The sequence below is a fragment of the Sphingomonas sp. NBWT7 genome (genome assembly GCF_014217605.1).
In the GTDB taxonomy this organism is placed as follows: Bacteria; Pseudomonadota; Alphaproteobacteria; order Sphingomonadales; family Sphingomonadaceae; genus Sphingomonas.
The window spans coordinates 1,765,799-1,790,387 of sequence record NZ_CP043639.1 but is presented as its reverse complement, the minus strand read 5'-3'; the positions used below and the strand labels follow the sequence as shown (position 1 = coordinate 1,790,387).

Below are 24,589 nucleotides of genomic sequence, written 5' to 3'. Positions count from 1 at the left end.
CTCGTCGCCGAAACGTTTCGGCCGGACAGATGGCGCCGCGCACCGGCTTGACCCGCGCGGCGAGTCGGCGCTCGGTAGCGATGCAGGTCGCATCCGACGGCCGATCACCCGTGGGGGGTTCGCATTGGGTCAGCAAGACGACGGCGCGTGGATCACGCCCGAATTGCTCGAAAAGGTTCTGGGGTCCGCGCGTCACGCCGGACCACATCTGATGATCTCGCGCGGCGACTGCCAATATACGCTCGACGCGCTGACCCGGCTGGGATGGGTGCAGGAGAAGCGCGGCCATATCGTGCTGACCGCCAAGGCGCGCGCGCACCGTTCGAGCGAGGCGCGCTCCGCAGCTAATTAAAGCGCCGCCGCTATCCGCGGCGCGGTTCCATGTATCGCTGGGCAATGCGGGCGGGGACTTTAACGAACAAGCGCGACCCCGCGTTTGCTTGTGTCACGTCCGGTGATCGGCGCATGATGCGCGGTCGGCTCGCGATCCCATTGTGTGGCAGCGCAGGCCCGCGACTGGCGTGCTGCTGACGATCGCGAGGGATCACGACGCTTGCCGAGCGCGCCAGCCTGGGAGCGTTTGGCGCCCCAGATCGGGCTGTTATCGCCCGCCATATTGTTCGCCGTGTCGGTCGGCATCGCCGCCGCGCTGTTGTTCGCGCGCTGAGCCCTGCCGTGTGCGAGATTAGGTCACGGGGCTGCGTGGACCCGCGAACCGCAAAGACCGCGTTACAGCAGCGGCTTGTCGATCCGGCGCAGCGCGCGTTCGAACAGCGAGATGGTGTGCGCGTGGAGCGCGTCGCCGATCGGCTTTGGCGTGAGGCCGGCGCAGGCGCGCGCGTGGCTTCCTTCCAGGATCGCGCCGAGCTTGAACGGGGCGAGCACGGTGTACCAGCGCGCGTCGGCGGCGCTACGGCCGGTGGCGGCAAGATAGCGATCGACGATCTCGGCGAGCGTCGGGAACCCGTCCCACGGCGTTACCGAGACGCGCTGGTTCGCTTCGTCGGGATCGCGCCAGGTGGCCGTCAGCCAGCCGAGATCGAGCAGCGGATCGCCGCGGCTGGCGAGCTCCCAATCGACGATCGCGGCGAGCTCCGGCCCGTCGGGGCGATACATGACGTTCGACAGGTGATAATCGCCGTGGATCAGCCCCGCCTGCATCGTCGCGGGACGATTGGCATCGAGCCAGGCGCAGATCGCCTCGACGTCGGGCAGCGCTTCGAGCCCGCTCCACCCGTCGAACTTGGCATAGCCGTCGAGCTGCGCGCGCCAGCGGCCGACCTGCCGTTCGAGCCAGCCGTCGAGCTTGCCGAGATCGTCGAGCCCCGCCTCGTGCGGATCGACGCGCGACAGGGCGACCGCGCCGTCGACGATCGCCTCCCCCATGCGGCGGCGCACGTCGGCGCTGCCGGCGTGAAGCGGCGGCAGGCCGACGGTCGCGTTGAAGCCGTCGATCGGCTCCATGAGGTAGAAAGCGGTACCGAGCACGGCGGGATCGCCCTCGCCGGCGATGAAGCCGGGGTGCGGCACGTCCGATCCGGCGAGTGCGGCGAGCACCTTCATTTCGCGCCGCATCACCTCGTCGCTCTCGGGCCGCGGGCGGCGCGGCGGGCGACGCAGGACATAGGTGCGGCCGGCGCGGGTAAAGCGCAGCAGGATGTTCTGCGTGCCGCCGCCGAGCGTGTCGGCGTCTTCGATCGGCATGCCGGTGCCGAGGTCTTTACCGTCCATCCAGCGTGCGAGCGCGCCGAGATCGATCAGTTCGCGCCAAGCCTCCCGGTCGTGCGCCAGCTCTGCCACGATCGCCTCTCCCACCCGTCGTTAAGTCGTTCGGATTATCATGGAGAGGGGGGTGGGGCGCGTCAATCTAAGCCAGGTGACTTGAACCGCCGCGCGCCATGGTCGATGCTGCCGCCGTATGAACCTTGCGCGTCCCCAATCCGCCGGCCGCGGCGGCACCACCCGAAACGAGCTGAAGCGTGCCGCCCGCCGCCTGTTCGCCGAGCGCGGGATCGCGGCGGTGGGCATGCGCGAGATCGTAGAGGCGGCGGGACAGCGCAACGCGGCGGCGGTGCATTATTATTTCGGCAGCAAGGACGATCTGCTGCGCGAACTCGTCGTCGAGGGCGCCGATCTGATCGACGGGCTGCGCATGCGGATGCTCGACGAGGCGGAGGCGCGCGGGACCGTCGAGCTGCGCGACGTCGTCCGCGCGCTCGTCGTCCCCAACGCTGAGATGGGCGGCGCGAACGGCGAAAGCGAGACGTATTTCCGCTTCATGACGAGCATGCAGACCGAACGGCGGCAAATGTTCGACCAATGGGCGGGGGGCGAGCATTCGGCGGGCTATGTGCGGTGCCTGGCGCACTTCCACCGCCTACTCGATCACCTGCCGCTCGCACTGGTCAACCAGCGACTGCTGTTCGCGGGGCTGTCGCTGCGCACGCTGCTCGCCGGGCGCGAGGCGGCGCGCGATGCCGGCGCGGGGCTCGATCACCCCTATTGGGGCGAGCCGGTGGCGACCGAGGGGATGATCGACGCGGTCGAGGCGGTGCTCATCGGCCCCGCCAGAGGCGCCTGATCGCGGGCGCCAGCGCGGCGGGCACGCCGGGGCGCAGCAGCAGCCAGTCCCGGATCGCGGGGCCTTCGGCGGCGCCGATCGTTCGCTTGTAGCCGCTGTCGCCCGCCCCCCAGTCGACGCGAGCGATGCCGCGATCGAGCGCGTCGACGAGGTTGCGATAGTAGAGCAGCTTGCCCGGCGAATGTTTGGCGAAGGCGGGATCGTAGCTGTTGGCGATAGCATATTTGAGCGGGCCGGCGTCGATATCGAACGAGAAGGCGGCGGGGCGATCGTCGACGGTGAGCAGCGCCGCGCGAAACATCGCGGCGAGCACCGGATCGGCGGCGGCGGCGCGCCAGAAGGCGCCGTGCCCCGCGCGCGTAAACTTTGCGTCGCGCCCATCGGTGCGCGTCGCGATCCAGCTGGTCCATTCGACCGCCGCGAGATCGTCGAACGCGGCCGGCCAGTCGGCGCCCGAGACGAAGCGCCAGTCGAGCCGGCCGTGCTCGGCGAGATGCTTTTCGTGGAAGCGATTTTTGCGCAGCGTGGAATTGCGCGGCCACGTGCCTTCGGCGCGCGCGGCGGCCATGTCGAGCAGGAAGCTCGATGCGATGAAGCGCCCGACGACGCCCCAACCGCGTGCGCGCGCCGCGTCGAGCAGCGGCATTACCGCGACGTCGTCGTCGTACACCGGGCCGATACGCAGCGCGGCGATCCGCGGGGCGAGGGCGGCGAGCGCGGCATCGAGCACTTCGGCGCCGGCATCGGGCGCGAGCGGAAAGCTGCGGAACGGCCAGTAGCTCCCTGGCACCGCCGCGACGCCGAGCAGCGCGGGACCGACCGATATCAGCGGTAGCGCGAGAACGGGATGGTCCTCGGCATGCACGGTGAGGGTGCGTACACGCCCGCCATACGCCGCGATCGCCGCCGCGAACCACGACTGGCGAAGGAAGGCGTGGCTCGGCGCGGCTGCTTCCGCCACCTGATCGATCGTGTTCGACAGCCCTTCGACGAAGGTGGTGCGGACCAGCCGGGGCAGGCGTTCGAACGCATCTAGGACGAGCGGCTTGGTCATGTCCGCGCGCTTAGCGCGGCGGAGGTTACCGCCGCGTTGCGGCGGCGGGGGTAACCGCCGCATTGCTGCGGCGGCGAGGGTTACCCCCGCGTTGCCGCTTGCCGGCGATCCGCCAGCGCGGCACATCGCGCGTCATGCCCTATTCGCCCGAAGTGTTGACGATCGCGCAGACGATCCAGCTGTCGCTGAGCCCGGTGTTCATGCTGGCGGGGATCGGCGCACTGCTCAACGTGCTCGCCGGGCGGCTGTCGCGCGTGATCGATCGTGCGCGGGCGCTGGAGGCGCTGCATCCGCGATCGAGCGGGCCAGAGCATGAGCGCCACGTGTGGGAATTGCGGCTGCTCGACCGGCGCATGACGATCATCAACCGTGCGCTGTTCCTGGCCGTCTCGTCGGCGGTGATGACGTGCGCGGTCGTCGCGCTGCTGTTCGTCGCGGTGCTCGCGATGTTGCATATCGGGCAATATGTCGCGGTCGCCTTCATCCTGGCGATGCTGCTGCTGATCGCCAGCCTGGTCTCCTTCATGATCGAGGTGCGGATCTCGCTGCGCGCGATCCACGTTCGCGACGAGCTGCTGCGCGGGTGACGGGCTGATGACGGGCGGCGGAACCGGCCGAGCCGCCTGATCTTTATCAATCGCTACGCAGCATGGAACGAGACGATGGCGCTGATCCTCAAGCGACTTGGCGCGATTGCGCTGTTCGTCGTCATCGCGGTGCTGCTGACGGTGACGATCGTGCCGCGCTTCCTCGACCGCATCTATTATGAGGGGCCGGCAGGCGGCCATTTCGACGGCGGGCGCTTCTTCAATCCCGACGGTGACGAGGATACCGCGCGCCCGCCGACGGGCGGCAGCCGCGCGGGCTTCCTGTGGGGGAACCTGACAGGGACCGACGGGCGACCGGCGTGGCCTGAGCGTGTCGCGGTGGCACAGCATCGCCCGGCGCCGCGGATCGCGGGCGCGCGGATGGTCGCGACGTGGATCGGCCATGCGAGCGTGCTGGTGCAGACGCAGGGGATCAACATCCTGACCGACCCGATCTGGGCGGAGAATGCCGGGCCGTTCGGGTTCGGCCCCAAGCGCGTGACCGCGCCCGGCGTGCGGATCGAGGACCTGCCCAAGATCGACCTCATCCTCGTCAGCCACAATCACTACGACCATCTCGACAAGGCGACGCTGAAGCAATTGTGGGAGCGCGACCGGCCGACGATCGTTACGAGCCTCGGCAACGACAGCGTCATCGGACAGACCGGCGCGCGCGCGACGGCGATCGACTGGGGGCAGCGCGTGGTGGTGCGGCCCGGGATCGAGGTGGCGGTGGTGCGCAATCATCACTGGGGCAGCCGCTGGTTCGTCGATCGCAATCGGGCGCTGTGGTCCGCCTTCGTCGTCCGCCTGCCGGGCGGCAATCTGTTCTTCGCCGGCGACACCGGGCTCGGCGACGGCAAATGGCCCGCTGAGGCGGCGGCGCTTGGCCCGGTGCGGCTGGCGCTGATCCCGATCGGGGCGTTCCGCTTCGTGCCGGGACAGATGGAATCGGGTAGCCATATCGGGCCGGGCCAGGCGGCACGCGTGTTCGCCCGGCTCGGCGCGGCGCGCGCGATCCCGATCCACTGGGGCACGTTCCGGCTGAGCTACGAAGCGCGCGACACGCCGCCGCGGATGCTCGACGCGGTGATGCGCGCGAGCGGCGGCGACCCGGCGGCATTCGCACCGGTGCCGATCGGCGTGCCGGTGGAGGTGCCGGGCTATGCGCCGCCGACGCAGCGGATCGACGAGGCGCGGATCGGGCCGGCGCTGCGCAGCCCGGCGATCAGTACATTGCGCTGACGCGCCGCCGGACGCGGATCACGTCTTGCAGTCGGCGGCCCACCGCTGATCCATCTCGGTATCGGTCGACAGCTGCGACGCGAGCGTGACCTTGCCGTCCTTCAGGATGAAGCGCTCGTAGCCCGTCTGCCCCATGCCGACGCTGGCGTTGACCTCGCCGCACACCGTCTGGCCGTACGCCGCGACGTTCTTGAACTGCGCGGTCTGAGGCTGCTTCAGCGTCGCGCGGACCGCCTCAGTGCCCTCACGGATGCGCGCGACCTCGGCGGGGTCGGGGCCGACGTCGCAGGCGGCGAGCAGGATCGCGGGGAGCAGCGCGGCGAGCGTAGAGCGGGCGCGGATCACCGTGCGGCACCCACGGTGGCGCCTGGCTTCAGCAGATCGAGTGCGGCGGCGGTCATCGCCGTCGCACCGGTGACGACGACGGGTTCGGGGGTGATCTTGAACAGCGGCGAGTGGTGCGAGGGCACCGCGGGGCCGCCCTGGCGCTCCGCCTCGAACGCCGCGCGCGGCGTGCCGCCGACCGCGAAATAATAGCCTTTCACGCCGGTATCGGGCTGTACCAGATAGGCGAAGTCCTCCGCCCCCATGCCCATCTGCTCGAACGGCACGACGTTGGCGGCGCCGAGCGTGTCAACCATTACCGCGTTGAGCCGCTTGGCGAGCGGGGTATCGTTGATCGTCGTCGGCGTACCCTCGGTCACCGTCACGACGGGCATCTTGTCCGCCGGCACGCCGTTCAGCGTGCCGATGCCGGCGGCGACGCGCTTGATCCCGGCGAGAAGTTGCGCGCGCGTCGCCTCGTGGTTGGCGCGCACCGTCACCTGCAGCTTCGCCTCGTCCGAGATGATATTGTGCTTCAGCCCGGCGTGGAACGAGCCCACGGTGATGACGCCGGGTGCGAGCGGCGAGCGCTCGCGGCTGACGAGCCCCTGCAGAGCGACGACGAGCTGCGAGGCCATGTAGACCGGGTCCTTGCCCATGTGCGGGCTGGCGCCGTGCGCGCCGATGCCGGGGATGGTGATGTCGACCGAATCGGACGAGGAATATTGGATCGTCTCGCCCGCGGCGACCTTGCCCGTCTCCATCGCGGCGGCGACGTGGAAGGCGAGCGCGTAATCGGGCTTGGGAAATTTGCTGTAGAGGCCATCCGCCAGCATCGCCTTGGCGCCGCCGACGCGCTCTTCCGCCGGCTGGACGATGAATACGATCGTGCCGGCCCAGCGATCCTTGAGCGCGGCAAGGCGGCGCGCGGCGGCGAGCAGCGCGACGATGTGCGTATCGTGGCCGCAAGCGTGCATCACCGGCGCCTCGACGCCGTCGACGCCGACCTGGCGCACTTTCGACGCGTTGGCGAGGCCGGATTTCTCCTCCACCGGCAGCCCGTCCATATCGGCGCGGATCAGCACCACGGGCCCGGCGCCATTCTTCAGCACGCCGACGACGCCGGTCTGGCCGACCTTCTCCGTCACCTGCATGCCGGGCACCTTGCGCAATTCGGCCGCCATCGCCGCGCCGGTCTTGATCTCGCGGAACGACAGCTCGGGATTGCGGTGGAACTGGTCCCACAATCTGCCGAGGTCGCGATCCCAGTCGGCCTTCACCTGCGCCTGGTAATCGGGCGCGGCGAGCGCGGGCAGAGGCGCCGCGGCGAGCAGGATGGCGGTGACGGTGCGGCGCATGCGATTCCCCCGATTGATCGTCGGGCACCATAGCCGTCGACGTGGCGCGGTGAAGCCGCTTCGTCGGCCCCGATGCCCTTTCGTTCGCCCCTGTCGCGACCCATATCGTGCAGCATGGCGATCCAGATCCGAACGACCCTCGACGAACCAGAAACCGGCGCGAGCTTCGTTCCGCATCGCCCCACCCGGCCGGAGAAGGTGGAGGGCGGACGCCGCTTCAAGCTGGTATCGGATTACGAGCCGGCGGGTGACCAGCCCGCGGCGATCGCCGAGCTGACGCAGGCGGCGCTGGCGGGCGAGAAGGACCAGGTGCTGCTGGGCGTCACCGGCTCGGGCAAGACCTTCACCATGGCCAAGGTGATCGAGAAATTGCAGCGTCCGGCGCTGATCCTCGCGCCGAACAAGATCCTCGCGGCGCAGCTCTACGGCGAGTTCAAGAGCTTCTTCCCGGAGAATGCGGTCGAGTATTTCGTCAGTTACTATGATTATTACCAGCCCGAGGCGTACGTCCCGCGGTCCGACACGTACATCGAGAAGGAAAGCTCGGTGAACGAGGCGATCGACCGGATGCGCCACTCGGCTACGCGGTCGCTGCTCGAGCGCGACGACGTACTGATCGTCGCCTCTGTTTCCTGCCTGTACGGTATCGGATCGGTCGAGACCTATTCGGCGATGATCTTCGACCTGAAGAAGGGGCAGACCGTCGACCAGCGCGAGATCGTGCGGAAGCTCGTCGCGCTGCAGTACAAGCGCAACGACGCGGCGTTCGCGCGCGGCAATTTCCGCGTGAAGGGCGACAATCTGGAAATCTTCCCGTCGCACCTCGAAGACGCGGCGTGGCGGATCAGCTTCTTTGGCGACGACATCGAGGAGATCGTCGAGTTCGATCCGCTGACGGGCAAGAAGGCGGCGAGCATGAACTCGGTGCGGATCTACGCCAATTCGCACTATGTGACGCCGGGGCCGACGATGAAGCAGGCGAGCGAGGCGATCCGCCACGAGCTGACCGAGCGGCTGAAGGAGTTGGAGGCCGAGGGCAAGCTGCTCGAGCACCAGCGGCTGGAGCAGCGCACCAATTTCGATCTCGAGATGATCGCGGCGACGGGAAGCTGCAACGGGATCGAGAATTACAGCCGCTTCCTGACCGGCCGCCTGCCGGGCGAGCCGCCGCCGACACTGTTCGAATACTTGCCCGAGAACGCGCTGCTGTTCGTGGACGAGAGCCACCAGACGGTGCCGCAGATCGGCGCGATGGCGCGCGGCGACCATCGGCGGAAGATCACGCTGGCGGAGTACGGCTTTCGCCTGCCGAGCTGCATCGACAATCGCCCGCTGCGCTTCAACGAGTGGGACGCGATGCGCCCGCAGACCGTCAGCGTCTCGGCGACGCCGGGCGGGTGGGAGATGGAGCAGACCGGCGGCGTGTTCGCGGAGCAGGTCATCCGCCCCACCGGGCTGATCGACCCGCCGGTCGAGATCAAGCCGGTCGAGGAGCAGGTGCAGGACTGTATCGTCGAGTGCCGCAAGACGGCGGAGCTCGGCTATCGTACGCTCGTCACCACGCTGACCAAGCGCATGGCGGAGGATCTCACCGAGTATATGCACGAAGCGGGCGTCAAGGTCCGCTACATGCACTCCGACGTCGAGACATTGGAGCGGATCGAGCTGATCCGTGACCTTCGGCTGGGCGTCTACGACGTGCTGATCGGCATCAACCTGCTGCGCGAGGGGCTCGACATTCCCGAATGCGGGCTGGTGTGCATCATGGACGCCGACAAGGAGGGCTTCCTGCGCTCCGAGACGTCGCTGATCCAGACGATCGGACGCGCGGCGCGCAACGTCGACGGGCGCGTGATCCTCTACGCCGATCGGATCACCGGATCGATGGAGCGCGCGATGAACGAGACCGCGCGCCGCCGCGAGAAGCAGGAGGCGTACAACCTGGAACACGGTATCACGCCGACGACGATCAAGCGCAACATCGGCGACATCATCGCGCACGTCTCCAACCAGGACAGCGTGCTGGTCGATACGGGTGACGAGCAGCGGCCGCACATGGTGGGGCACAACCTGCGTGCGTATATCGAGGAGCTCGAGAAGAAGATGCGCAAGGCCGCCGCGGATCTCGAGTTCGAGGAAGCGGGCCGCCTGCGCGACGAAATCCGCAACCTCGAGCAGGAAGAGCTCGGCCTCCCCGTCCACGAGCAGAAGGCGCCGCTGATGGGGCGCAGCAACGAGGGCAAGCCGGGGACGCGCAAGACGCGGTTCGGCAAGCAGCAGCAGATGCGGATGGCGAAGCGGCGCTGACCGCCGCTCCGCCGTCGCCGCGGCGTCAGTTCAGCGAGAGATCCTCGGTTCCCGCGCCGTAGTAGCTTGCGACGCGATCGGCATAGGCCTGGTCGAACTGCGGCGCGTTGTTCGCCCAACTCGGCCCGCCTTCGAGCAGCCGGCGATCGATCGTGACGACGTAGAGATCGCGCACCGGATCGAACTGCAGCAGCGAGAAGGGCAGGGGATAGTAGCTCTTGCCGACGCCGAGGAACCCGCCGAGGCTGAGCACGGCGTGCGTCACGCGGCCGATGCGCTTGTGGACCATGAACGCGGATACGCTGCCGAGCTTGTCGCCGTCGCGACTTTCGACCTTCATCGTGCCGGCGAGCGATGTTTCGATCAGTACCAGGGTCTGCGTATCGGTCGTGCTCATATATGTCCTCCTGTCGCGCTGAACCGCTCCAGGGCCGCGCCGGTTCCAGTTGAGCCTTTCGGCAGGGCCGCTAGGGTGCGCACGATGCGAAATTCCCGCCTATTCGCCGCCAGCGCCCTGATGCTCGCCGTCACCTGCTGCGTCGCGCCGCCGGCCGAGCCGCCCGCGCCGCCGCCGCCGAAGGCACCACCGCCACCGCCGCCCGTGTCGGCACCGGCGCCGCTTGCGTCGGACTGGCAGGATTGGCCGCGTACGCCGGGGACGTGGACGTATCGGCGCAACGAGCGCGGCTCGCGCGCGATGTTCGGGCAGGCGGGCGGCGAGGCGCGTGCGGTGCTGCGCTGCGACCGGGGGGCGGGACGCATCTATCTGTCGCGCGCCGGCGACGCGACCGGGGCGATGACGGTACGCACCAGCAACACCACCAAGGCGGTGACGGTGCGGCCGACGGGCGGGACGGTGCCGTACGTCGCGGCGGAGCTTGGCGTGCGCGATCCGCTGCTCGACGCGATGGCGTTCAGCCGCGGGCGCGTCGTGCTGGAACAGGCCGGCACGCCGCCGCTGGTGCTGCCGACCTATGCCGAGATCGGGCGCGTGATCGAGGATTGCCGCGGCTGATGCGGGTGTAGCGGGCGATGCGGCGGCCATACGGCGAACGGTGCAAAACAGCCCTTGCATCGCGCCGCACTTCGGCTGACATTGCCGGTGTGGCCGCGCTGGCCACGCTCGTTATCAACCAGCGAAAGGAGGTGATCCGATGTCTCATGGTTCAGCAATGGGGTCGGTTCAGTTCGTTCGGGGGACGCGCTTCTAACGCCGCCGCGGCCCGGCGGGGGGTATCCTCCCCCAGTCAACGCCGGAATGCATAGGCAGTAGAGGCCCGCATGGTCTCCCGGGCTGGAGCTCTCCGGCCGCTGACCATGTTTAGGGGTTGTCGGACGGTCCTGCGGGATCGTTCGGCAACCTCTTCTCATATCCGGCTCTTCTCCTATCCGGCTCTTCTCCTATCCGCCCCTTCTCATATCTGGAGCGCCCCGGTAGCGTGGCGGGAAAGCAGGGGGTCAGCAGATGAAGACGGTTGGGATGCTCGCGGCAGTGTTGCTGGCGGCGAGCGGCGCGCAGGCGGCGCCGGCGGGAGGCGCGGCGGACGCGCAGGCGATCGAGATCGCCAAGAAGCTGATCTCGCTGCGCACGGTGCGCGGGGCGGGCAACCAGACGCCGGCGGCAGCGGCCTATCTCAAGCAGCAGATGGTGGCGGCGGGGTTCGCCGCCGGGGACATCACCGTCGAGCCGGTCGACGATACCGCGCTGTTCATGGCGCGGTGGCGCGGGAGCGACGCAAAGGCGCCGGCGCTCGTCATCTCCGGCCATATGGACGTCGTCGAGGCGAAGCCTGCCGACTGGCAGCGCGATCCGTTCACCCCGGTGATCGAGAACGGCTATCTCTTCGGCCGCGGCGCGACCGACATGAAGCTCGACATGGCGCTGGTGGTCGCCACGCTGATCGACATGAAGCGTGCCGGCTACACGCCGCGGCGCGACATCGTGCTCGCCTTCTCGGGCGACGAGGAAACGGTGATGAAGACATCGTCGATCCTTGCCGAGCGGCTGAAGGGCGCGGAGATGGCGCTCAACGTCGATGGCGGCGGCGGGCTGCTGGGCGAGGACGGGCGTCCGCAATATTTCACCGTCGGCGCGGCGGAAAAGACCTACGCCGATTTCCAGCTGGAGGTGACCAACGCCGGCGGCCATTCGTCGGCGCCACGGCGCGACAATGCGATCAACCAGTTGGCGGCGGCGCTGGCGCGGATCGGCGGCTATCGCTTCACGCCGCAGCTGAGCCCGATCACCAAGGGCTATTTCGAGGGCATCGCCGCGCGCCAGACACCGGAACTCGGCAAGGCGATGCGCGCCTTTGCGGTGAACCCTGCTGACAAGGCGGCGATCGAAACGCTGGCGGCGAGCCCCGCCTATGTCGGGCAGATCGGCACCACGTGCGTGACGACGACGATCAGCGGCGGACATGCGCTGAACGCGCTGCCGCAGCGCGCGACCGCCAACATCAACTGCCGCATCTTTCCGGGCGTGAAGCCGGCGGCGGTGATGGCCGAGCTGCAACGCGTCGCCGCTGATCCGGCAGTAAAGTTCAGCGACGTGACCGAGGGCTCGAATCCGACCGACGCCTCGCCGCTGCGCCCCGACGTGATGACCGCGGTGAAGAAGGCGATCGGCGCGGTGCGGCCGGGCGTGCCGATGTTCCCGTCGATGTCCGCCGGCGCGAGCGATTCGATGTGGTTCCGATCGGTCGGCATCCCCAGCTACGGCATCAGCCCGCTGTTCCTGAAAGAATCGGACGAATTCGCACACGGGCTGAACGAGCGCACCCCGATCGACAACGTGCCGCTTGGCGTGCGCTATTACCGTTCGGTGCTGACCGATCTGTCGAAATGAGGTGAGCGCGCGGAGCGCTGGCGCTGCGAAGCGTCGGCGGCTACCGCGCGGGGATGCGTATCATCCTGTCGTCCGCGCTGATCGGCGCGATGCTGCCTACGATCGTGGCCCCCGCCGCCGCGCAGCGCGCCGATCGGCCGACGCCGGGCTTCGTCCGCGTTCGGCTGGAAACGGCGATGGGGCCGATCGTGCTGGCGCTGAACGCGAAGCGCGCGCCGGAGACGACCGCCAACTTCATGCGCTATGTCGACGACGGGCGGTTCGACGGGATCGCCTTCTACCGCGTGGCGCGCAACAAAGCGGCGCCGCAATATGGCTTCGTGCAATCGGGCATCCGCACCGACGCGCGCCGCTTCCTCGATCTGATCCCGCATGAATCGACGGCCAAGACGGGGATCAAGCATCTCGACATGACGATATCGATGGCGCGGCGTGGGCCACCGGGATCGGCGAACGGCAATTGGTTCATCACCGTCGGCGCGGCGCCGCAAATGGACTGGACCAAGACCAACCCGGGCTATGCGGCGTTCGGCCGGGTGGTTGGGGGCCAAGCGGTGATCAAGCGTATCCTGGCGCAGCCGACCGGCGGGCGGATGGCAGGAACGATGCTGCTGAAGCCCGTCGTCATTACCCGATCGGTGCGGCTCGACGGCAAACCGCGCCCGACCGGCCGCCCGCGCCCGTGGCTGATCGAGGGGCGCAAGGACGGCTAAGCGGCGACGCTAGGCGGGCGTCGGCTCGTCCGACGCGGCGGGATCGATGACGGCGTCGTCCGCGTCGCTGTAGACCTTGTCGAGATAGTAGCTGGCGATCGTGTAATGCGCCTTCACCGCTTCCGGATGCTCGGTGCGCTGCGCCATTTCCAACTCGAGTTCGGCGCGGCGGTAGAAATAGTCCTTGTCGTCGGTCACCAATGCTACTCCGGTCTCTCCTGCGCTTCCATATGGGCGCAATTTTACAGTTTTAAATCAGGCAGGTGGCGATCTTTTCGAACGTCGCTCACGGCCTTGATATAGTGCCTGCCATTTGCCTTGATCTTTCGTCCGGGTGTCTTTCCAATGCTGTGAATCCCGGCAACATCGCCGGGAGTTAACGGTGCAGAACGCGGTGCGTGCGTTTCCGTTCCGTTCCGAAGCGGGGGCTTATGGCATTGATCGCGCTTCTACTTGCCGCTGCTGCGCCCGCGGTGCCGCCGGTGCCAGCACGCGTGACGCGGTTGCTGGAACGCGCCCCGATCATCGACGGGCACAACGATCTCGCCTGGGAGATCCGCGAGCGGCACGAGGCGCGGGTGGAGGCGCTGGATCTCTCGCGCAACACGGCCGCGCTGCCCTATCCGCTGCAGACCGACGTGCCGCGCCTGCGGCGGGGCGGGGTCGGCGGGCAATTCTGGTCGGTGTGGATACCCGCCGACACGACCGGGCCGCGCGCGGTGGAAATGACGCTGGAGCAGATCGACATCGTGCGCCGCTTCGTCGCGGCGAAACCGGCCGCGTTCGCCTTGGCGACGAGCGCCACCGACATACGCGAGGCGCAGCGCGCCGGGCGGATCGCTTCGCTGATCGGGATCGAGGGCGGGCATCAGATCGACGGGCGGCTTTCGGTGCTGCGCCAGATGAAGGCGCTCGGCGTTGGTTACATGACGCTGACGCACGGCAAGAGCCTTGCCTGGGCCGATTCATCGACCGATGCCCCGCGCGCCAACGGACTCACTGCCTTCGGGCGGCAGGTGGTGGCGGAGATGAACCGCATCGGGATGATCGTCGACGTGAGCCATGTGTCCGACGCGACGCTGGCCGCGGTGCTCGACGTCGCGGCGGCACCGGTGATCGCGTCGCATTCCTCGGCGCGCGCGCTGGCGGATGCGCCGCGCAACATCCCTGACGATCTGCTGCGGCGGATCGGCACGGCGGGCGGCGTGGTGATGGTCAACGTCTATCCGGCGTTCCTGTCGAGCGCGTGGCGGGCGTGGGATCGCGAGCGGACCGCGTTCGGCAAGGCGAACGGGCTTGCCACCGATGCCTACGGCCCCAAGGCGCCGGCGCCGCTGGTCGCGTGGGATGCCGCGCATCCGATGCCGCGCGTGACCGCCGCAACCCTTGCCGACCATGTCGAGCATATCGCGCGCGTCGCCGGGCGCGGCGCGGTGGGGATCGGCGGCGATTACGACGGGATCGGCGGCACGGCGCCGGAGGACATGGCGGGCGTTGACGGCTATCCGAGGCTGTTCGCCGAGCTTGCCCGGCGTGGGTGGAGCGACGTCGATCTCGCGGCGATGGCGCAGGGCAACGTGCTGCGCGTGATCGAGCGGGTAGAGGCGGTAGCGGCGAGCCAGAAGGGCCGGCCGCCGATCGACGCAACCGCGCCGAACTGACGCCTCAGAAGCCGGCGAGGAGGCTCGCGACGTTGGCGCCGAGCGCATCGATCGCATAGCCGCCCTCCATCACGATCACCGTCGGCAGCCCGAGTGCGACGATATCGCGCGCGAGGACGGTGTAATCGGGCGTGCGCAGCGCGAAGTGGCTGATCGGATCACCCTCCCACGTGTCCGCACCGAAGCTGAGCACGAGGAAGCTCGCGCCCCAGCGCGCGATCGCGTCGAGAGCGCGGCTCTGCGCTGTGCGGAACGCGTCGAGCGTGGTGCCGTGCGGCAGTGGCAGGTTGAGCGTCGTGCCTTCGCCCGCGCCCTCGCCGGTCTCGTCGGCGTGGCCCCAGTAGAAGGGATAATCGGTCGCGGGATCGGCGTGGACGCTGGCGTAGAAAACATCGCCGCGTTGCCAGAAGATGTCCTGCGTGCCGTTGCCGTGGTGATAGTCGATGTCGAGGATCGCGACGCGCGTGTGGCCGGCATCGCGCGCTGCCTGCGCGGCGATCGCGGCGACGTTGAGGTGGCAGTAGCCGCCGCAATAATCGGCGCCGGCGTGGTGGCCGGGCGGACGGCACAGCGCGAAGGCGGCGGGCTCCCCGCCGAGCACCGCGTGTGTGGCAGCGAGCGCCGATTGCGCGCTGCCGTAGGCGCTCGTCCAGGTGGCGGGCGTGATCGGCGTCGTCGCGTCGAACGAATGGCGGCCGAGCAGCGCGTCGATGCGATCGAGCCGCAGCGGGCGACGGCCGACGATCGGAAAAGCATAAGGCAGGGCATCGCCGGGGCGTCCGGCGGCAGCCCAGGCGGCTGAAGCCTGTTGCAGGAACGCGCAATAGTCGGGCGAATGCACCGCGAGGATCGGCGCGTCGCCGCGATCGGGCGGGGCGTCCGCGCCGCCGATCGCGTCGAGGATCGCCTGTGCGCGGGCGGGCTTCTCGGCATAGTCCGTGAAACCGCCGTTGTGGAGCTCGTGCCGCGGCGCGTGCGCGAGCTGTGCGGGGGAGAAGAAGCGTTTCACGACGCCCGGCTCGCGGACTTCGCGAGCGCGAGGACGATCGCGCCGGCGAGCGCCGAAGCGATCGAGCCGGCGAGCACGCCGACCTTCACTTCCTCGACCAGCGCGGGGTCGAGGGGAAAGGCGAGCGTGCCGATGAACAGGCTCATCGTGAAGCCGATCCCGGCGAGCAGCGCCATGCCGTAGAGCTGCGCCCAGCTGACGCGGTGCGGCGGCTTGGCGATGCCGAGTCGCGCGGCGCCCCAGATCATGCCGAAAATGCCGATCTGCTTGCCGAAGAAAAGCCCTGCCGCCACCGCCAGCACGAGCGGCTCGCCGACGATCGCCCACCCCGTGCCGCCCAGCGCGACGCCGGCATTGGCGAACGCAAACAGCGGCACGATCGCGAAGGCGACCCACGGGTGAAGCGCGTGTTCGAGGCGGTGGAGCGGCGAGTGCGCGGCGTCGGGCGCACCCGGCGTGCGAACGATGGGCACGAAGGCGGCGGTGACGACGCCCGCGATCGTCGCATGGACGCCCGATCGCAGCACGAACAGCCACAATGCGGCGCCGACGAGCAGATACGGCCACAACGCCATCACCCCCCGCCGGTTCATGACGTAGAGGACGATCGTGGCGAGCCCCGCACCGGCGAGCGCGACCGCGCTGATCTGATCGGTATAAGCGAGCGCAATGATCGCGACGGCGCCCATATCGTCGACGATCGCCACCGTCGTCAGCAGCAGCTTCAGCGCGGAGGGAACGCGCGAGCCGAGCATCGCCATGATGCCGACGGCGAAGGCGATATCGGTCGCCGCGGGGATCGCCCAGCCGCGCTGCAGCTGCGGCGCGTCGCCGACGATCGCTAGGAAGACGAGCGCGGGGACTGCCATGCCGGCGGCGGCGGCGAGGAAGGGCAGGCGGCGCTGATCCGCCTGTGCCAGCCGTCCGTCGACGAACTCGCGCTTGATCTCCAGCCCGACGAGCAGGAAGAACAGCGCCATCAGCCCGTCGTTGATCCACAGGTGGACCGTCATCGAGCCGAGCTGCGGCGCTAGGATCGGACCGATTTCGGCATGGAGCGCGTGCGCATAGCCCTCTGCCGTCGCGGGCAGGTTGGCGACGATCATCGCGAGGATCGCGGCGACGATCAGGACGACGCCGCCGGCGGCCTCGTTGGCGAGGAACGCGCGCAGCGCGGAGCGGCGCCGCGTCAACGCGCCGGCTCCACCGAGAGGCTGCCCGCGGGCAGCGGCCGGCACAGATCGGCTGAGGGCACCGCCGGGTCGAGCCACGCTGCCCAGGCATCACGGCCGAGCACGACGACTTGGCGCGAATGATAGGGCGCGATGTCGGGGCCGGGCTCGCACGTCAGCATGGTGAAGGCTTCGCCGACTGCCGCGTCGTGCCGCCACAGGCCGGCGATGCAGAACCACGGATGATCGACGAGGCGAAAGGCCCATTTGTCCTTGCGCTTCGCCTTGGGATCGGCCGGCGCGGTGAACTCGAAGAACGCGTCGACCGGGATCAGGCAGCGGCCCTGGACGAGACTGCGCCCGTCCGAGCGATAATTGTAGACCGGCCGCCCGCCTGCACCCGGCCAGCTCCAGCGGCGCGTGACGCATTCCGCCCGATCCGCGGCGCCCTCGACGCCGCGAATGATGATCGTCGGATCGGTGATACGGAAGCCCTCGAGCGGTGCCATGTTTGGCACGCCTTCGGGGAAAACGAGCGGTATGCGCGTCTCGCCCCAGTCATTGCGGAGTTCGCCGAGAGCGATGCGGCGGGCGGCCTCGTTGCACATGCGGGGAGGGTTAGCGGGTTGCGCCTGCGGGCGCTAACCTTGTCGGCCGCTTCTGATCGATGTGTTGGCGATTCATCTGTGCCTCGTTCGTGGGTGCGATCGCGACGCGTCGGTGGCGCGGTTGCTAGGGCGCTGCACGATTGCGACGCGCCGCCGCCGCGCGCATGGCCCGGTGATGCGCTCGCTCCAGCATCTCGGTGTCACCATTCCCATTGTACAGGCTCCGATGGCGGGCGTTTCAACACCGCAATTGGCGGCTGCGGTGTCCGAGGCCGGCGGTCTGGGTTCGATCGGTGTCGGCGCGACCGATGCCGCCGGAGCGCGATCGATGATCGACGCCGTTCGCGCCCGAACCCGCCGCGCCTTCAACGTCAATCTCTTCGTCCATGCGACGCCGCAGCGCGATGCCATGCGCGAGCGGCGATGGATCGATGCGCTTCGGCCGAATTTCGAGCGCTACGGCGCGTCGCCGCCGCCGGTGTTGAGGACGATCTACACCAGCTTCGCCGATGACGACACGATGTTCGCGATGCTGCTGGAGACGGCGCCGCCGGTGATCAGTTTCCACTTCGGCGTGCCGACAAAGGAAAAGATCGCGGCGTTGAAGGGCGCCGGCTGCCTGTTGCTCGCCTCTGCTACCAGCCTCGATGAAGCGCGGCAGATCGAAGCGGCCGGCATCGATCTGGTCGTCGCGCAGGGGTGGGAGGCCGGCGGGCATCGCGGCGTGTTCGATCCTGCGGCGCGCGATGACCGGCTCGGCACAGTGGCGCTGACGCGGCTGCTCGTCACGCAAACGACCCTACCCGTCATCGCCGCGGGCGGGATCATGGATGGCGCCGGCGTCCGCGCGGCGCTCAGCCTCGGCGCCGCGGCCGCGCAGCTGGGCACCGCCTTCGTCGCGTGTCCGGAGAGCAGCGCCGACGCCAGCTATCGCGCGGCGCTGTTCGGGGAAGATGCGCATCACACGATCATGACGAGCGCTATATCGGGCCGGCCGGCGCGCTGCCTGGCGAACCGCTTTACCCGATGGGGGGAAGCGACCGGGCTTCCCGCGCCGGATTATCCAATCGCCTACGATGCGGGCAAGGCGCTGAACGCGGCGGCGCGCGTTGCCGGTGAGCCGGGGTTCGGCGCGCACTGGGCCGGCCAAGGCGCGCCGCTCGCGCGTTCGCTGCCTGCCGCGCAGCTGGTTGAGATCCTGTGGCGGGAGGCGTTGGACGCTACGCCGCTCCGGGATGCGGACGAGTGAGCGAGGCGATGCCCGGGCGCTCACCGACCGAACGTTGAGCTCAACCGGCGGCGCGACGCATCGCCGCGGTTACGCCGCCGTTAGGGCCTCGGCGATGAGGCGGCGGGTGTTGGAGACGCCGTAGAGGCGGATGAAGCTGCCCATGCGCGGGCCCTGGCTCGAGCCGAGGAGCGTTTCGTACAGCGCCTTGAACCAGTCGCGCAGTTCGGCGAAGCCGCCCGCGTCGCCGAACGTGCTCTTGCCGATCTCGTAGACAACGTTCTGGATGTCCTCGGCCGAGGCGTCTTCGCTGAGCGCGGCGAGATCGTCGTCGAGACGGCGCAGTGCGTCGATCTCGATCCCCTCGGGCGCGCGGCGCTTGAGCGTCGGCGCGATGAAGTCGCGGTGGTAGGCGAGCGCGTAGCCGATCATGCGATCGAGCTCGGGGTGCTTCTCCGGCGCGGCGTCGGGCAGGTAATTGGCGAGATAGCCCCACACCTGCGCGCTGGTCGCGCCTTCGCCCATCACGCCGACGAGGTTAAGCAGCAGCCCGAAGGTGACCGGCAGCGTCTCGCCGGGCACGTCGCCCGAGTGGACGTGGTGCACCGGGTTGCCGAGCCGTTCCTTCCAGCCTTGCCCAGCGTAATTGGCGCGGAACTGCCAATAGTCGTCGATCGCGCGCGGGATCAGGCCGAGGTGGAGCGACTTGGCCTTCTTGGGCTCGCGATAGATGTAGAAGGCGATGCTCTCGTCGGGGCCGTAGGTCAGCCACTCCTCGATCGACAGGCCGTTACCCTTCGACTTGGAGATCTTCTCGCCCTTGGCGTCGAGGAACAGCTCGTAGATCAGCCCTTCGGGCTTACGCCCGCCGAGCACCTGCGCGATCTTGCCGCCGAGCACGCCCGAATCGATCAGGTCCTTACCGTACATCTCATAATCGACGCCGAGTGCGGCCCAGCGCATGCCCCAGTCGGGCTTCCACTGCAGCTTGGCCTTGCCGCCGAGGATCGACTGCTCGACCGTCTCGCCCCCCGGAACGGAGGTGTCGGTGAAGCGAATGATCCCGGCCTCGGCGTCGACCACCTCGACCGGCACCTGGAGGACGATGCCGCTCGTCGGGCTGACCGGGAGGACGGGGGAATAGGTCGCCTGCCGTTCGGCGCGCAGGGTCGGCAGCATGACCGCCATGATCTTGTCGTAATGGCGCAGCACGTCGCGCAGCTTCTCGTCGAAGCGGCCCGACGCGTAATAGTCAGTCGACGAGACGAATTCGTAGTCGAAGCCGAAGCGATCGAGGAAGTCGCGCAGCATGGCGTTGTTGTGCGCGGCGAAACTGTCGAACTTGCCGAACGGATCGGGGACGCGCGACAGCGGCTTGCCGAGGTTCGCCGCCAGCAATTCCTTGTTGGGTACGTTGTCGGGCACCTTGCGCAGCCCGTCCATATCGTCGCTGAACGCCACCAGCCGCGTCGGAAGCCCCGTCATCTCCTCATAGGCGCGGCGGACCATGGTGGTGCGCAGCACTTCCTGGAAGGTGCCGATGTGCGGCAGGCCCGAGGGGCCGTAGCCGGTCTCGAACAGCATCGGCTCGCCGTTCGGCTTGCCATCTGGCCAGCGCTTGATGAGCTTGCGCGCTTCCTCGTACGGCCAGGCCTTGGATTCGAGCGCGGCGGCGCGGCGCTCGTCCGTCGGGGTGGCTGCGGCGTCGTGAATGCTGGCGGCTGCGTCGTCGGTCATGGTGCGGTGCGACGTAGCGACGGCGGGCGGCGATGGCTATATCCATGGCCGTGGGGAGTGGGCGATGGGCCGCGCGTGCGTTTGCCGAAAAGTAACGAATGCGGCGGATAAGTTCGCCCCATGGATAACGCTGCATCTCTTCCGATCCCGGGCGAAAGCGAAGAAAGCCGCCGTGCGCTGCGCAAGGCGGTGCGGATGCGCGCCCATCTGCGCGATCGTGGCACGACCCGCTTCGAGATCGAAGTGGTCGACCTGTCGGTGACGGGATTCCGCGCGCAGACGAGCTTCACGCTGTGGCCGGGCACGACGGTGTGGCTGACGCTGCCGGGGCTCGCCGGGTTGGAGGCGGTGGTCGCGTGGCGCGACAAGTACCGCTACGGCTGTGCGTTCTCCAAGCCACTGCACCCGGCGGTGTTCGACCACATCGTGGCACTCGGGAACAGCTGAGCGCAGCGAAGGCGGCTGGCGGGTCGCAACGCCGAACCCGTCCAACGCCGCGGCTAAGCCGCGGCGTTTTCTTTTAGTAGTCGCTGAGCCCCCAACTCTTAGTCGAACAGCGACGACACGCTCGTCTCGTCGGCGATACGCTTGATCGCCTCGGCGAGCAGCGGGGCGATGGTGAGGTGGCGGATGCGCTTCGCGCCCTCGATCGCCTCCGCGTTGCCGATCGAATCGGTGATGACGAGTTCGCGCAGCACCGATCCCTCGACGCGCGCGACCGCGCCCCCAGACAGCACGCCGTGGGTGACATAGGCGACGACGTCCTCCGCGCCGGCTTCCTTCAACGCGGCGGCGGCATTGCAGAGGGTGCCGGCCGAATCGACGATATCGTCGATCAGGATGCAGAAGCGCCCCTCGACGTCGCCGATGATGTTCATCACTTCCGATTCGCCGGCGCGCTCGCGCCGCTTGTCGACGATCGCGAGCGGCGCGTTGTTGAGCCGCTTGGCGAGCGCGCGCGCGCGCACCACGCCGCCGACGTCGGGCGAGACGACCATCAGGTTCTTCGAGCCGAAGCGCGCGTTGATATCCGCCGACATCACCGGCGCGCCGAACAGATTGTCGGTCGGGATGTCGAAGAAGCCCTGGATCTGCCCGGCATGGAGATCGACCGACAGCACGCGATCGGCGCCCGCGGTGGTGATGAGGTTGGCGACGAGCTTGGCCGAGATCGGCGTGCGCGGGCCGGGTTTGCGGTCCTGCCGGGCATAGCCGAAATAGGGCAGCACCGCGGTGATCCGCTTGGCCGAGGCGCGTTTCAGCGCGTCGATGCAGATCAGCAACTCCATGAGGTTGTCGTTGACCGGGAAGCTGGTCGACTGAATCAGGAAGACGTCCTCGCCGCGGACGTTCTCCATGATCTCGACAAAGATCTCCTCGTCGGCGAAGCGGCGCACCAGCGCCTCCGTCAACGGCAGCTCGAGATAGGCGGCGATGTCCCGTGCCAGCGGCAGGTTCGAATTGCCCGTCATCAGTTTCATGCGTTGCGCCCTTTCGTCGCGGACCCCTTAGCGGCCCGGCCCCATGTTGCAATCTCGCGTCACCGATCGGGCGCGCATGCACGGCGCGGTTTGCGTCGCGCGCGCCGCGCGCTAACCGCTGGCCGCATGACGATCGTTACCCGCTTCGCCCCGTCGCCGACCGGCCGGCTCCACGTCGGCAACATCCGCACTGCGCTGTTCAACTGGATGTGGGCGCGCGCGAACGGCGGGCGCTTCCTGCTGCGCATCGACGATACCGACGCGGCGCGCAGTGAGGAACGGTTCGTCGCGGCGATCCGCGAGGATCTCGCGTGGCTCGGCCTTACGCCCGATTGCGAGGTGCGCCAGTCGGACCGGTTCGCGCTGTACCAGGCGCGGTTCGACACTTTGGTGGCGGCGGGTCGGATCTATCCCGCCTACGAGACCAGCCAGGAGCTCGATCTCAAGCGCAAGGTGCAGCTGGGCCGCGGGCTGCCGCCGATCTACGACCGCGCGGCGCTAGCGCTGAGCGAGGCCGATCGCGCGCGGCTGGAGGCTGATGGCGTGCGGCCGCACTGGCGCTTCCGCCTCGATCACGACGCGCCGGTCGAGTGGGACGATCTGGTACGCGGGCCCCAGCGGTTCGATCCGGCGACGATGAGCGATCCGGTGATCCGCCGCGCCGACGGATCGTGGCTCTACATGCTGCCGTCGGCGATCGACGATGTCGACTTGGGAATTACGCATGTCGTGCGCGGCGAGGATCACGTCGCCAACACCGCGCTGCAGATCCAGATGTTCGCCGCGCTCGGCGGCACGCCGCCGGCGTTCGCGCACGCCGCGCTGCTTACGGGCGCGGAGGGCAAGCTTTCCAAGCGGCTCGGCAGCCTAGGGGTGGACGAGCTGCGCGCGGGCGGGATCGAGCCGCAGGCGATTCGCGCGCTGCTGGCACGGCTCGGCACCAGCGACCCGGTCGAGCCGGTGGTGGAGATGGCGCCGCTGCTCGCCGGGTTCGATTTCGCCCGCTTCGGCCGCGCGCCGGCGCGGTTCGACGAGGGCGAGCTCGCGCAGGTGAACGCGCGGATCATTCACCAACTGCCTTATGCCGCCGTCGCCGATCGGCTGCCGGCCGGGATGGACGCACGCGCCTGGGAGGCGGTGCGGCCGAACCTGTCGACCCTCGCCGAGGCGGCGGACTGGTGGCAGGTGATCGAAGGGCCGATCGACGCGGCGGCAGTGGCTGGCGACGACGCCCGGTATCTGGCTGCGGCAGCTGAGGCGGCGGCGGAGATCGACTGGTCGGACGACCCGTGGCACGCGCTGACAGCGCGGCTCAAAGAAGCGACTGGGCGCAAGGGCAAGGTGCTGTTCCTGCCGCTGCGCCGTGCGCTGACGGGTCGCGACCATGGGCCCGACATGGCGGCGTTGCTGCCGCTGATTGACCGTGATCGGGCGCTCGCCCGGCTCCGGCAAGGCTGATCGATCATCCTTATGAAACGTATTGCGCTAGCATAGATACGTTGTAACATCACGATCTGGGCGAGATACCCGGGAAGGAGCAGCATCGAGGAGAGGTAAGACCATGTACGCGGACCGTCACGCCCCGCCGGAGGGGATCAAGCCCGGCAGCCTGATCGTCGCCATCGGTATCAACGCAGGGCTGATCGGTGCCCTGCTTTTCGTGACGCCGGTGTTCGAGGTGAAGGAGCGCGATCGCGGACTGACGATCGAGAACGTGCCGATCGACCCGCCGCCCGAACCGATCCCGCCCGAAGCCAAACCCGTCGCGAATACGCGGTCCGCGGCATTGCCCGAGCGGGTCGACGTAACGATCCCGATACTGCCGCCGACGCACGGCGACTTCGTGCTGCCCCCACCGTTGCCACCACTGCCGCCCTTACCGCCGTTGCCGCCGGGCGAGGCCGTGCGGATAGATCCGCCTGCCGCGCCGGTGACGGTCGGGGCGCAGCTCGACCCGCCGTACGCGCGTGATCTCCAGCCCGCCTATCCACCGGGCGAGCGTCGCGCCGAGCACGAGGGGCGGGTGACGGTGCGCGTCACGATCGGTGTCGACGGGCGGGTCACCGCGGCGGCGTGCAGCAGCGCGGCGAGCGACGCCTTCTGCCGCGCGACGCGCGCGCAGGCGCTGGCGAAATGGCGCTTCCAGCCAGCGACGCGTGACGGCGTGGCGGTGGAGGCGACCAAGGAGATGACGGTGCGCTTCGAACTGCAATAGTAAGCGGCGGGCGCGGCCGCAGCGGACATCGCCTTCGCTGTTGTGTCGTTCCGGGGGCGGGGCTGGTCGCGCCGTTCCCGCAGCCCTATATCGACGCGATGAACTTCTTTGCCCGGATGAGTCCGCTGCGCGCGGTTCGCGACCTGCGGCTGTTCCTGGCGCAGCGCCAGCCGTACGAACTGGTGTTCCTTCTGATTTCGATCCTGGTGACCGGCGTGATCCTGATCGGGTTCGTCAAGGATTCGCACATCGAGAAGGAATATCGCCCCAAGATCATCTACGTGCAGCAGTGGCGGCTCGACCGGACCGACGCCGAGATCCGCGCGCAGCAGGCGATCGACGGACCTATCAAGCAGAAGGCGATCGACGTCGAGCGCAAGCGGCGCGAGGCGCGGCAGGCGCAGTTCAAGCGGATCGACGACAAGCTCAACCAGTGGGGGCTGTAACCAGCGACGACGCGC

At 68.6% G+C, this 24,589-nt stretch carries 25 protein-coding genes; 14 read left to right on the top strand and 11 right to left on the bottom strand.

Translation table 11 applies throughout. The annotated features are described in order from the left end of the window. Positions 1–124 precede the first annotated feature (124 nt). Positions 125–352 (top strand): hypothetical protein, encoded by a 228-nt coding sequence (locus F1C10_RS08870; protein WP_185205510.1) that lies wholly within the window; start codon positions 125–127, stop codon positions 350–352. Positions 353–729: 377 nt separating this feature from the next. On the opposite strand, the gene F1C10_RS08865 is transcribed toward F1C10_RS08870, so the two are convergent. Next, positions 730–1,800, bottom strand: a complete 1,071-nt coding sequence (locus F1C10_RS08865) for a phosphotransferase family protein (protein WP_258042805.1) — start codon at positions 1,798–1,800, stop codon at positions 730–732. 118 nt (positions 1,801–1,918) lie between these two features. Between F1C10_RS08865 and F1C10_RS08860 the strand changes: the two genes are divergently transcribed. Then, positions 1,919–2,581, top strand: a complete 663-nt coding sequence (locus tag F1C10_RS08860) for a TetR/AcrR family transcriptional regulator (RefSeq protein WP_185205508.1) — start codon at positions 1,919–1,921, stop codon at positions 2,579–2,581. Here F1C10_RS08860 and F1C10_RS08855 read toward each other — a convergent pair. After that, entirely contained in the window at positions 2,556–3,635 is a 1,080-nt protein-coding gene (locus F1C10_RS08855; protein ID WP_185205506.1) for a GNAT family N-acetyltransferase, read from the bottom strand. The genes F1C10_RS08860 and F1C10_RS08855 overlap by 26 nt on opposite strands. A gap of 134 nt (positions 3,636–3,769) precedes the next feature. On the opposite strand from F1C10_RS08855, the gene F1C10_RS08850 reads away from it, so the two are divergent. Continuing rightward, positions 3,770–4,222: a DUF2721 domain-containing protein gene (locus F1C10_RS08850; protein ID WP_185205505.1), complete on the top strand. Its 453-nt coding sequence runs from the start codon at positions 3,770–3,772 to the stop codon at positions 4,220–4,222. 75 nt (positions 4,223–4,297) lie between these two features. Continuing rightward, a complete protein-coding gene (locus tag F1C10_RS08845) occupies positions 4,298–5,467 on the top strand; it encodes an MBL fold metallo-hydrolase (RefSeq protein WP_185205503.1) in 1,170 nt (389 codons plus the stop codon). Positions 5,468–5,485: 18 nt separating this feature from the next. Here the strand turns inward: F1C10_RS08845 and F1C10_RS08840 are convergent, their stop codons facing one another. Both F1C10_RS08840 and F1C10_RS08835 read right to left on the bottom strand, forming a co-directional pair. Beyond that, positions 5,486–5,812 carry a hypothetical protein gene (locus tag F1C10_RS08840; RefSeq protein ID WP_185205501.1) on the bottom strand — a complete coding sequence of 109 codons (327 nt, stop codon included), beginning with the start codon at positions 5,810–5,812 and terminating at the stop codon, positions 5,486–5,488. After that, positions 5,809–7,149 carry an amidohydrolase gene (locus F1C10_RS08835; protein ID WP_185205499.1) on the bottom strand — a complete coding sequence of 447 codons (1,341 nt, stop codon included), beginning with the start codon at positions 7,147–7,149 and terminating at the stop codon, positions 5,809–5,811. Before F1C10_RS08835 ends, F1C10_RS08840 begins: the two co-directional genes overlap by 4 nt. Before the next feature lie 114 nt (positions 7,150–7,263). Between F1C10_RS08835 and uvrB the strand changes: the two genes are divergently transcribed. After that, complete coding sequence (gene uvrB / locus F1C10_RS08830; protein WP_185205497.1) at positions 7,264–9,456, top strand: excinuclease ABC subunit UvrB; 2,193 nt, start codon at positions 7,264–7,266, stop codon at positions 9,454–9,456. 25 nt (positions 9,457–9,481) lie between these two features. On the opposite strand, the gene F1C10_RS08825 is transcribed toward uvrB, so the two are convergent. After that, positions 9,482–9,853 carry a PRC-barrel domain-containing protein gene (locus F1C10_RS08825; protein WP_185205495.1) on the bottom strand — a complete coding sequence of 124 codons (372 nt, stop codon included), beginning with the start codon at positions 9,851–9,853 and terminating at the stop codon, positions 9,482–9,484. Between the two features lie 84 nt (positions 9,854–9,937). Between F1C10_RS08825 and F1C10_RS08820 the strand changes: the two genes are divergently transcribed. From F1C10_RS08820 to F1C10_RS08810, 3 genes are all read left to right on the top strand, one after another. Beyond that, a complete protein-coding gene (locus tag F1C10_RS08820) occupies positions 9,938–10,471 on the top strand; it encodes a hypothetical protein (protein ID WP_185205494.1) in 534 nt (177 codons plus the stop codon). Between the two features lie 450 nt (positions 10,472–10,921). Then, complete coding sequence (locus tag F1C10_RS08815) at positions 10,922–12,304, top strand: M20/M25/M40 family metallo-hydrolase (RefSeq protein WP_185205492.1); 1,383 nt, start codon at positions 10,922–10,924, stop codon at positions 12,302–12,304. A gap of 53 nt (positions 12,305–12,357) precedes the next feature. After that, positions 12,358–13,017, top strand: coding sequence for a peptidylprolyl isomerase (locus F1C10_RS08810; RefSeq protein ID WP_185205490.1), 660 nt, complete (start codon positions 12,358–12,360; stop codon positions 13,015–13,017). 9 nt (positions 13,018–13,026) lie between these two features. On the opposite strand, the gene F1C10_RS08805 is transcribed toward F1C10_RS08810, so the two are convergent. Next, the gene (locus tag F1C10_RS08805) at positions 13,027–13,215 is read right to left on the bottom strand and encodes a hypothetical protein (RefSeq protein ID WP_185205488.1); all 189 of its coding nucleotides are present in this window, start codon (positions 13,213–13,215) and stop codon (positions 13,027–13,029) included. 233 nt (positions 13,216–13,448) lie between these two features. Here F1C10_RS08805 and F1C10_RS08800 point away from each other — a divergent pair, with 233 nt between their 5' ends. Continuing rightward, a complete protein-coding gene (locus F1C10_RS08800) occupies positions 13,449–14,678 on the top strand; it encodes a dipeptidase (protein WP_185205486.1) in 1,230 nt (409 codons plus the stop codon). Between the two features lie 4 nt (positions 14,679–14,682). Here the strand turns inward: F1C10_RS08800 and F1C10_RS08795 are convergent, their stop codons facing one another. The 3 genes from F1C10_RS08795 to F1C10_RS08785 are packed head-to-tail and all read right to left on the bottom strand — an operon-like array spanning position 14,683 to position 17,368. Beyond that, entirely contained in the window at positions 14,683–15,687 is a 1,005-nt protein-coding gene (locus tag F1C10_RS08795; RefSeq protein ID WP_185205484.1) for a histone deacetylase family protein, read from the bottom strand. Beyond that, entirely contained in the window at positions 15,684–16,880 is a 1,197-nt protein-coding gene (gene nhaA / locus F1C10_RS08790; RefSeq protein ID WP_185205482.1) for a Na+/H+ antiporter NhaA, read from the bottom strand. Before nhaA ends, F1C10_RS08795 begins: the two co-directional genes overlap by 4 nt. Then, positions 16,877–17,368, bottom strand: a complete 492-nt coding sequence (locus tag F1C10_RS08785) for an SOS response-associated peptidase family protein (protein ID WP_258042803.1) — start codon at positions 17,366–17,368, stop codon at positions 16,877–16,879. Before F1C10_RS08785 ends, nhaA begins: the two co-directional genes overlap by 4 nt. A 274-nt stretch (positions 17,369–17,642) precedes the next feature. Here F1C10_RS08785 and F1C10_RS08780 point away from each other — a divergent pair, with 274 nt between their 5' ends. After that, complete coding sequence (locus F1C10_RS08780) at positions 17,643–18,716, top strand: nitronate monooxygenase family protein (RefSeq protein ID WP_185210154.1); 1,074 nt, start codon at positions 17,643–17,645, stop codon at positions 18,714–18,716. A gap of 69 nt (positions 18,717–18,785) precedes the next feature. On the opposite strand, the gene F1C10_RS08775 is transcribed toward F1C10_RS08780, so the two are convergent. Further along, entirely contained in the window at positions 18,786–20,432 is a 1,647-nt protein-coding gene (locus tag F1C10_RS08775) for a lysine--tRNA ligase (RefSeq protein WP_185205479.1), read from the bottom strand. Positions 20,433–20,552: 120 nt separating this feature from the next. On the opposite strand from F1C10_RS08775, the gene F1C10_RS08770 reads away from it, so the two are divergent. Beyond that, positions 20,553–20,879 carry a pilus assembly protein PilZ gene (locus F1C10_RS08770; protein ID WP_185205478.1) on the top strand — a complete coding sequence of 109 codons (327 nt, stop codon included), beginning with the start codon at positions 20,553–20,555 and terminating at the stop codon, positions 20,877–20,879. A gap of 98 nt (positions 20,880–20,977) precedes the next feature. Here the strand turns inward: F1C10_RS08770 and F1C10_RS08765 are convergent, their stop codons facing one another. After that, on the bottom strand, positions 20,978–21,913 hold the full coding sequence (locus F1C10_RS08765) for a ribose-phosphate pyrophosphokinase (protein WP_185205476.1): 936 nt from the start codon (positions 21,911–21,913) through the stop codon (positions 20,978–20,980). Between the two features lie 126 nt (positions 21,914–22,039). On the opposite strand from F1C10_RS08765, the gene gltX reads away from it, so the two are divergent. From gltX to F1C10_RS08750, 3 genes are all read left to right on the top strand, one after another. Next, positions 22,040–23,371: a glutamate--tRNA ligase gene (gene gltX / locus F1C10_RS08760; RefSeq protein ID WP_185205474.1), complete on the top strand. Its 1,332-nt coding sequence runs from the start codon at positions 22,040–22,042 to the stop codon at positions 23,369–23,371. Positions 23,372–23,474: 103 nt separating this feature from the next. After that, positions 23,475–24,128, top strand: a complete 654-nt coding sequence (locus F1C10_RS08755; protein ID WP_185205472.1) for an energy transducer TonB — start codon at positions 23,475–23,477, stop codon at positions 24,126–24,128. A gap of 98 nt (positions 24,129–24,226) precedes the next feature. Continuing rightward, on the top strand, positions 24,227–24,574 hold the full coding sequence (locus tag F1C10_RS08750; RefSeq protein WP_185205470.1) for a hypothetical protein: 348 nt from the start codon (positions 24,227–24,229) through the stop codon (positions 24,572–24,574). Positions 24,575–24,589 lie beyond the last annotated feature (15 nt).

Bases quoted from the DNA above. Each gene is read 5' to 3' on its own strand.
- F1C10_RS08860 (WP_185205508.1), top strand. From the start codon at position 1,919: ATGAACCTTGCGCGTCCCCAATCCGCCGGCCGCGGCGGCACCACCCGA.
- F1C10_RS08855 (WP_185205506.1), bottom strand. From the start codon at position 3,635: ATGACCAAGCCGCTCGTCCTAGATGCGTTCGAACGCCTGCCCCGGCTG.
- F1C10_RS08850 (WP_185205505.1), top strand. From the start codon at position 3,770: ATGCCCTATTCGCCCGAAGTGTTGACGATCGCGCAGACGATCCAGCTG.
- F1C10_RS08845 (WP_185205503.1), top strand. From the start codon at position 4,298: ATGGCGCTGATCCTCAAGCGACTTGGCGCGATTGCGCTGTTCGTCGTC.
- F1C10_RS08835 (WP_185205499.1), bottom strand. From the start codon at position 7,149: ATGCGCCGCACCGTCACCGCCATCCTGCTCGCCGCGGCGCCTCTGCCC.
- uvrB (WP_185205497.1), top strand. From the start codon at position 7,264: ATGGCGATCCAGATCCGAACGACCCTCGACGAACCAGAAACCGGCGCG.
- F1C10_RS08825 (WP_185205495.1), bottom strand. From the start codon at position 9,853: ATGAGCACGACCGATACGCAGACCCTGGTACTGATCGAAACATCGCTC.
- F1C10_RS08820 (WP_185205494.1), top strand. From the start codon at position 9,938: ATGCGAAATTCCCGCCTATTCGCCGCCAGCGCCCTGATGCTCGCCGTC.
- F1C10_RS08815 (WP_185205492.1), top strand. From the start codon at position 10,922: ATGAAGACGGTTGGGATGCTCGCGGCAGTGTTGCTGGCGGCGAGCGGC.
- F1C10_RS08810 (WP_185205490.1), top strand. From the start codon at position 12,358: ATGCGTATCATCCTGTCGTCCGCGCTGATCGGCGCGATGCTGCCTACG.
- F1C10_RS08800 (WP_185205486.1), top strand. From the start codon at position 13,449: ATGGCATTGATCGCGCTTCTACTTGCCGCTGCTGCGCCCGCGGTGCCG.
- F1C10_RS08785 (WP_258042803.1), bottom strand. From the start codon at position 17,368: ATGGCACCGCTCGAGGGCTTCCGTATCACCGATCCGACGATCATCATT.
- F1C10_RS08780 (WP_185210154.1), top strand. From the start codon at position 17,643: ATGCGCTCGCTCCAGCATCTCGGTGTCACCATTCCCATTGTACAGGCT.
- F1C10_RS08775 (WP_185205479.1), bottom strand. From the start codon at position 20,432: ATGACCGACGACGCAGCCGCCAGCATTCACGACGCCGCAGCCACCCCG.
- F1C10_RS08770 (WP_185205478.1), top strand. From the start codon at position 20,553: ATGGATAACGCTGCATCTCTTCCGATCCCGGGCGAAAGCGAAGAAAGC.
- F1C10_RS08765 (WP_185205476.1), bottom strand. From the start codon at position 21,913: ATGAAACTGATGACGGGCAATTCGAACCTGCCGCTGGCACGGGACATC.
- gltX (WP_185205474.1), top strand. From the start codon at position 22,040: ATGACGATCGTTACCCGCTTCGCCCCGTCGCCGACCGGCCGGCTCCAC.
- F1C10_RS08755 (WP_185205472.1), top strand. From the start codon at position 23,475: ATGTACGCGGACCGTCACGCCCCGCCGGAGGGGATCAAGCCCGGCAGC.
- F1C10_RS08750 (WP_185205470.1), top strand. From the start codon at position 24,227: ATGAACTTCTTTGCCCGGATGAGTCCGCTGCGCGCGGTTCGCGACCTG.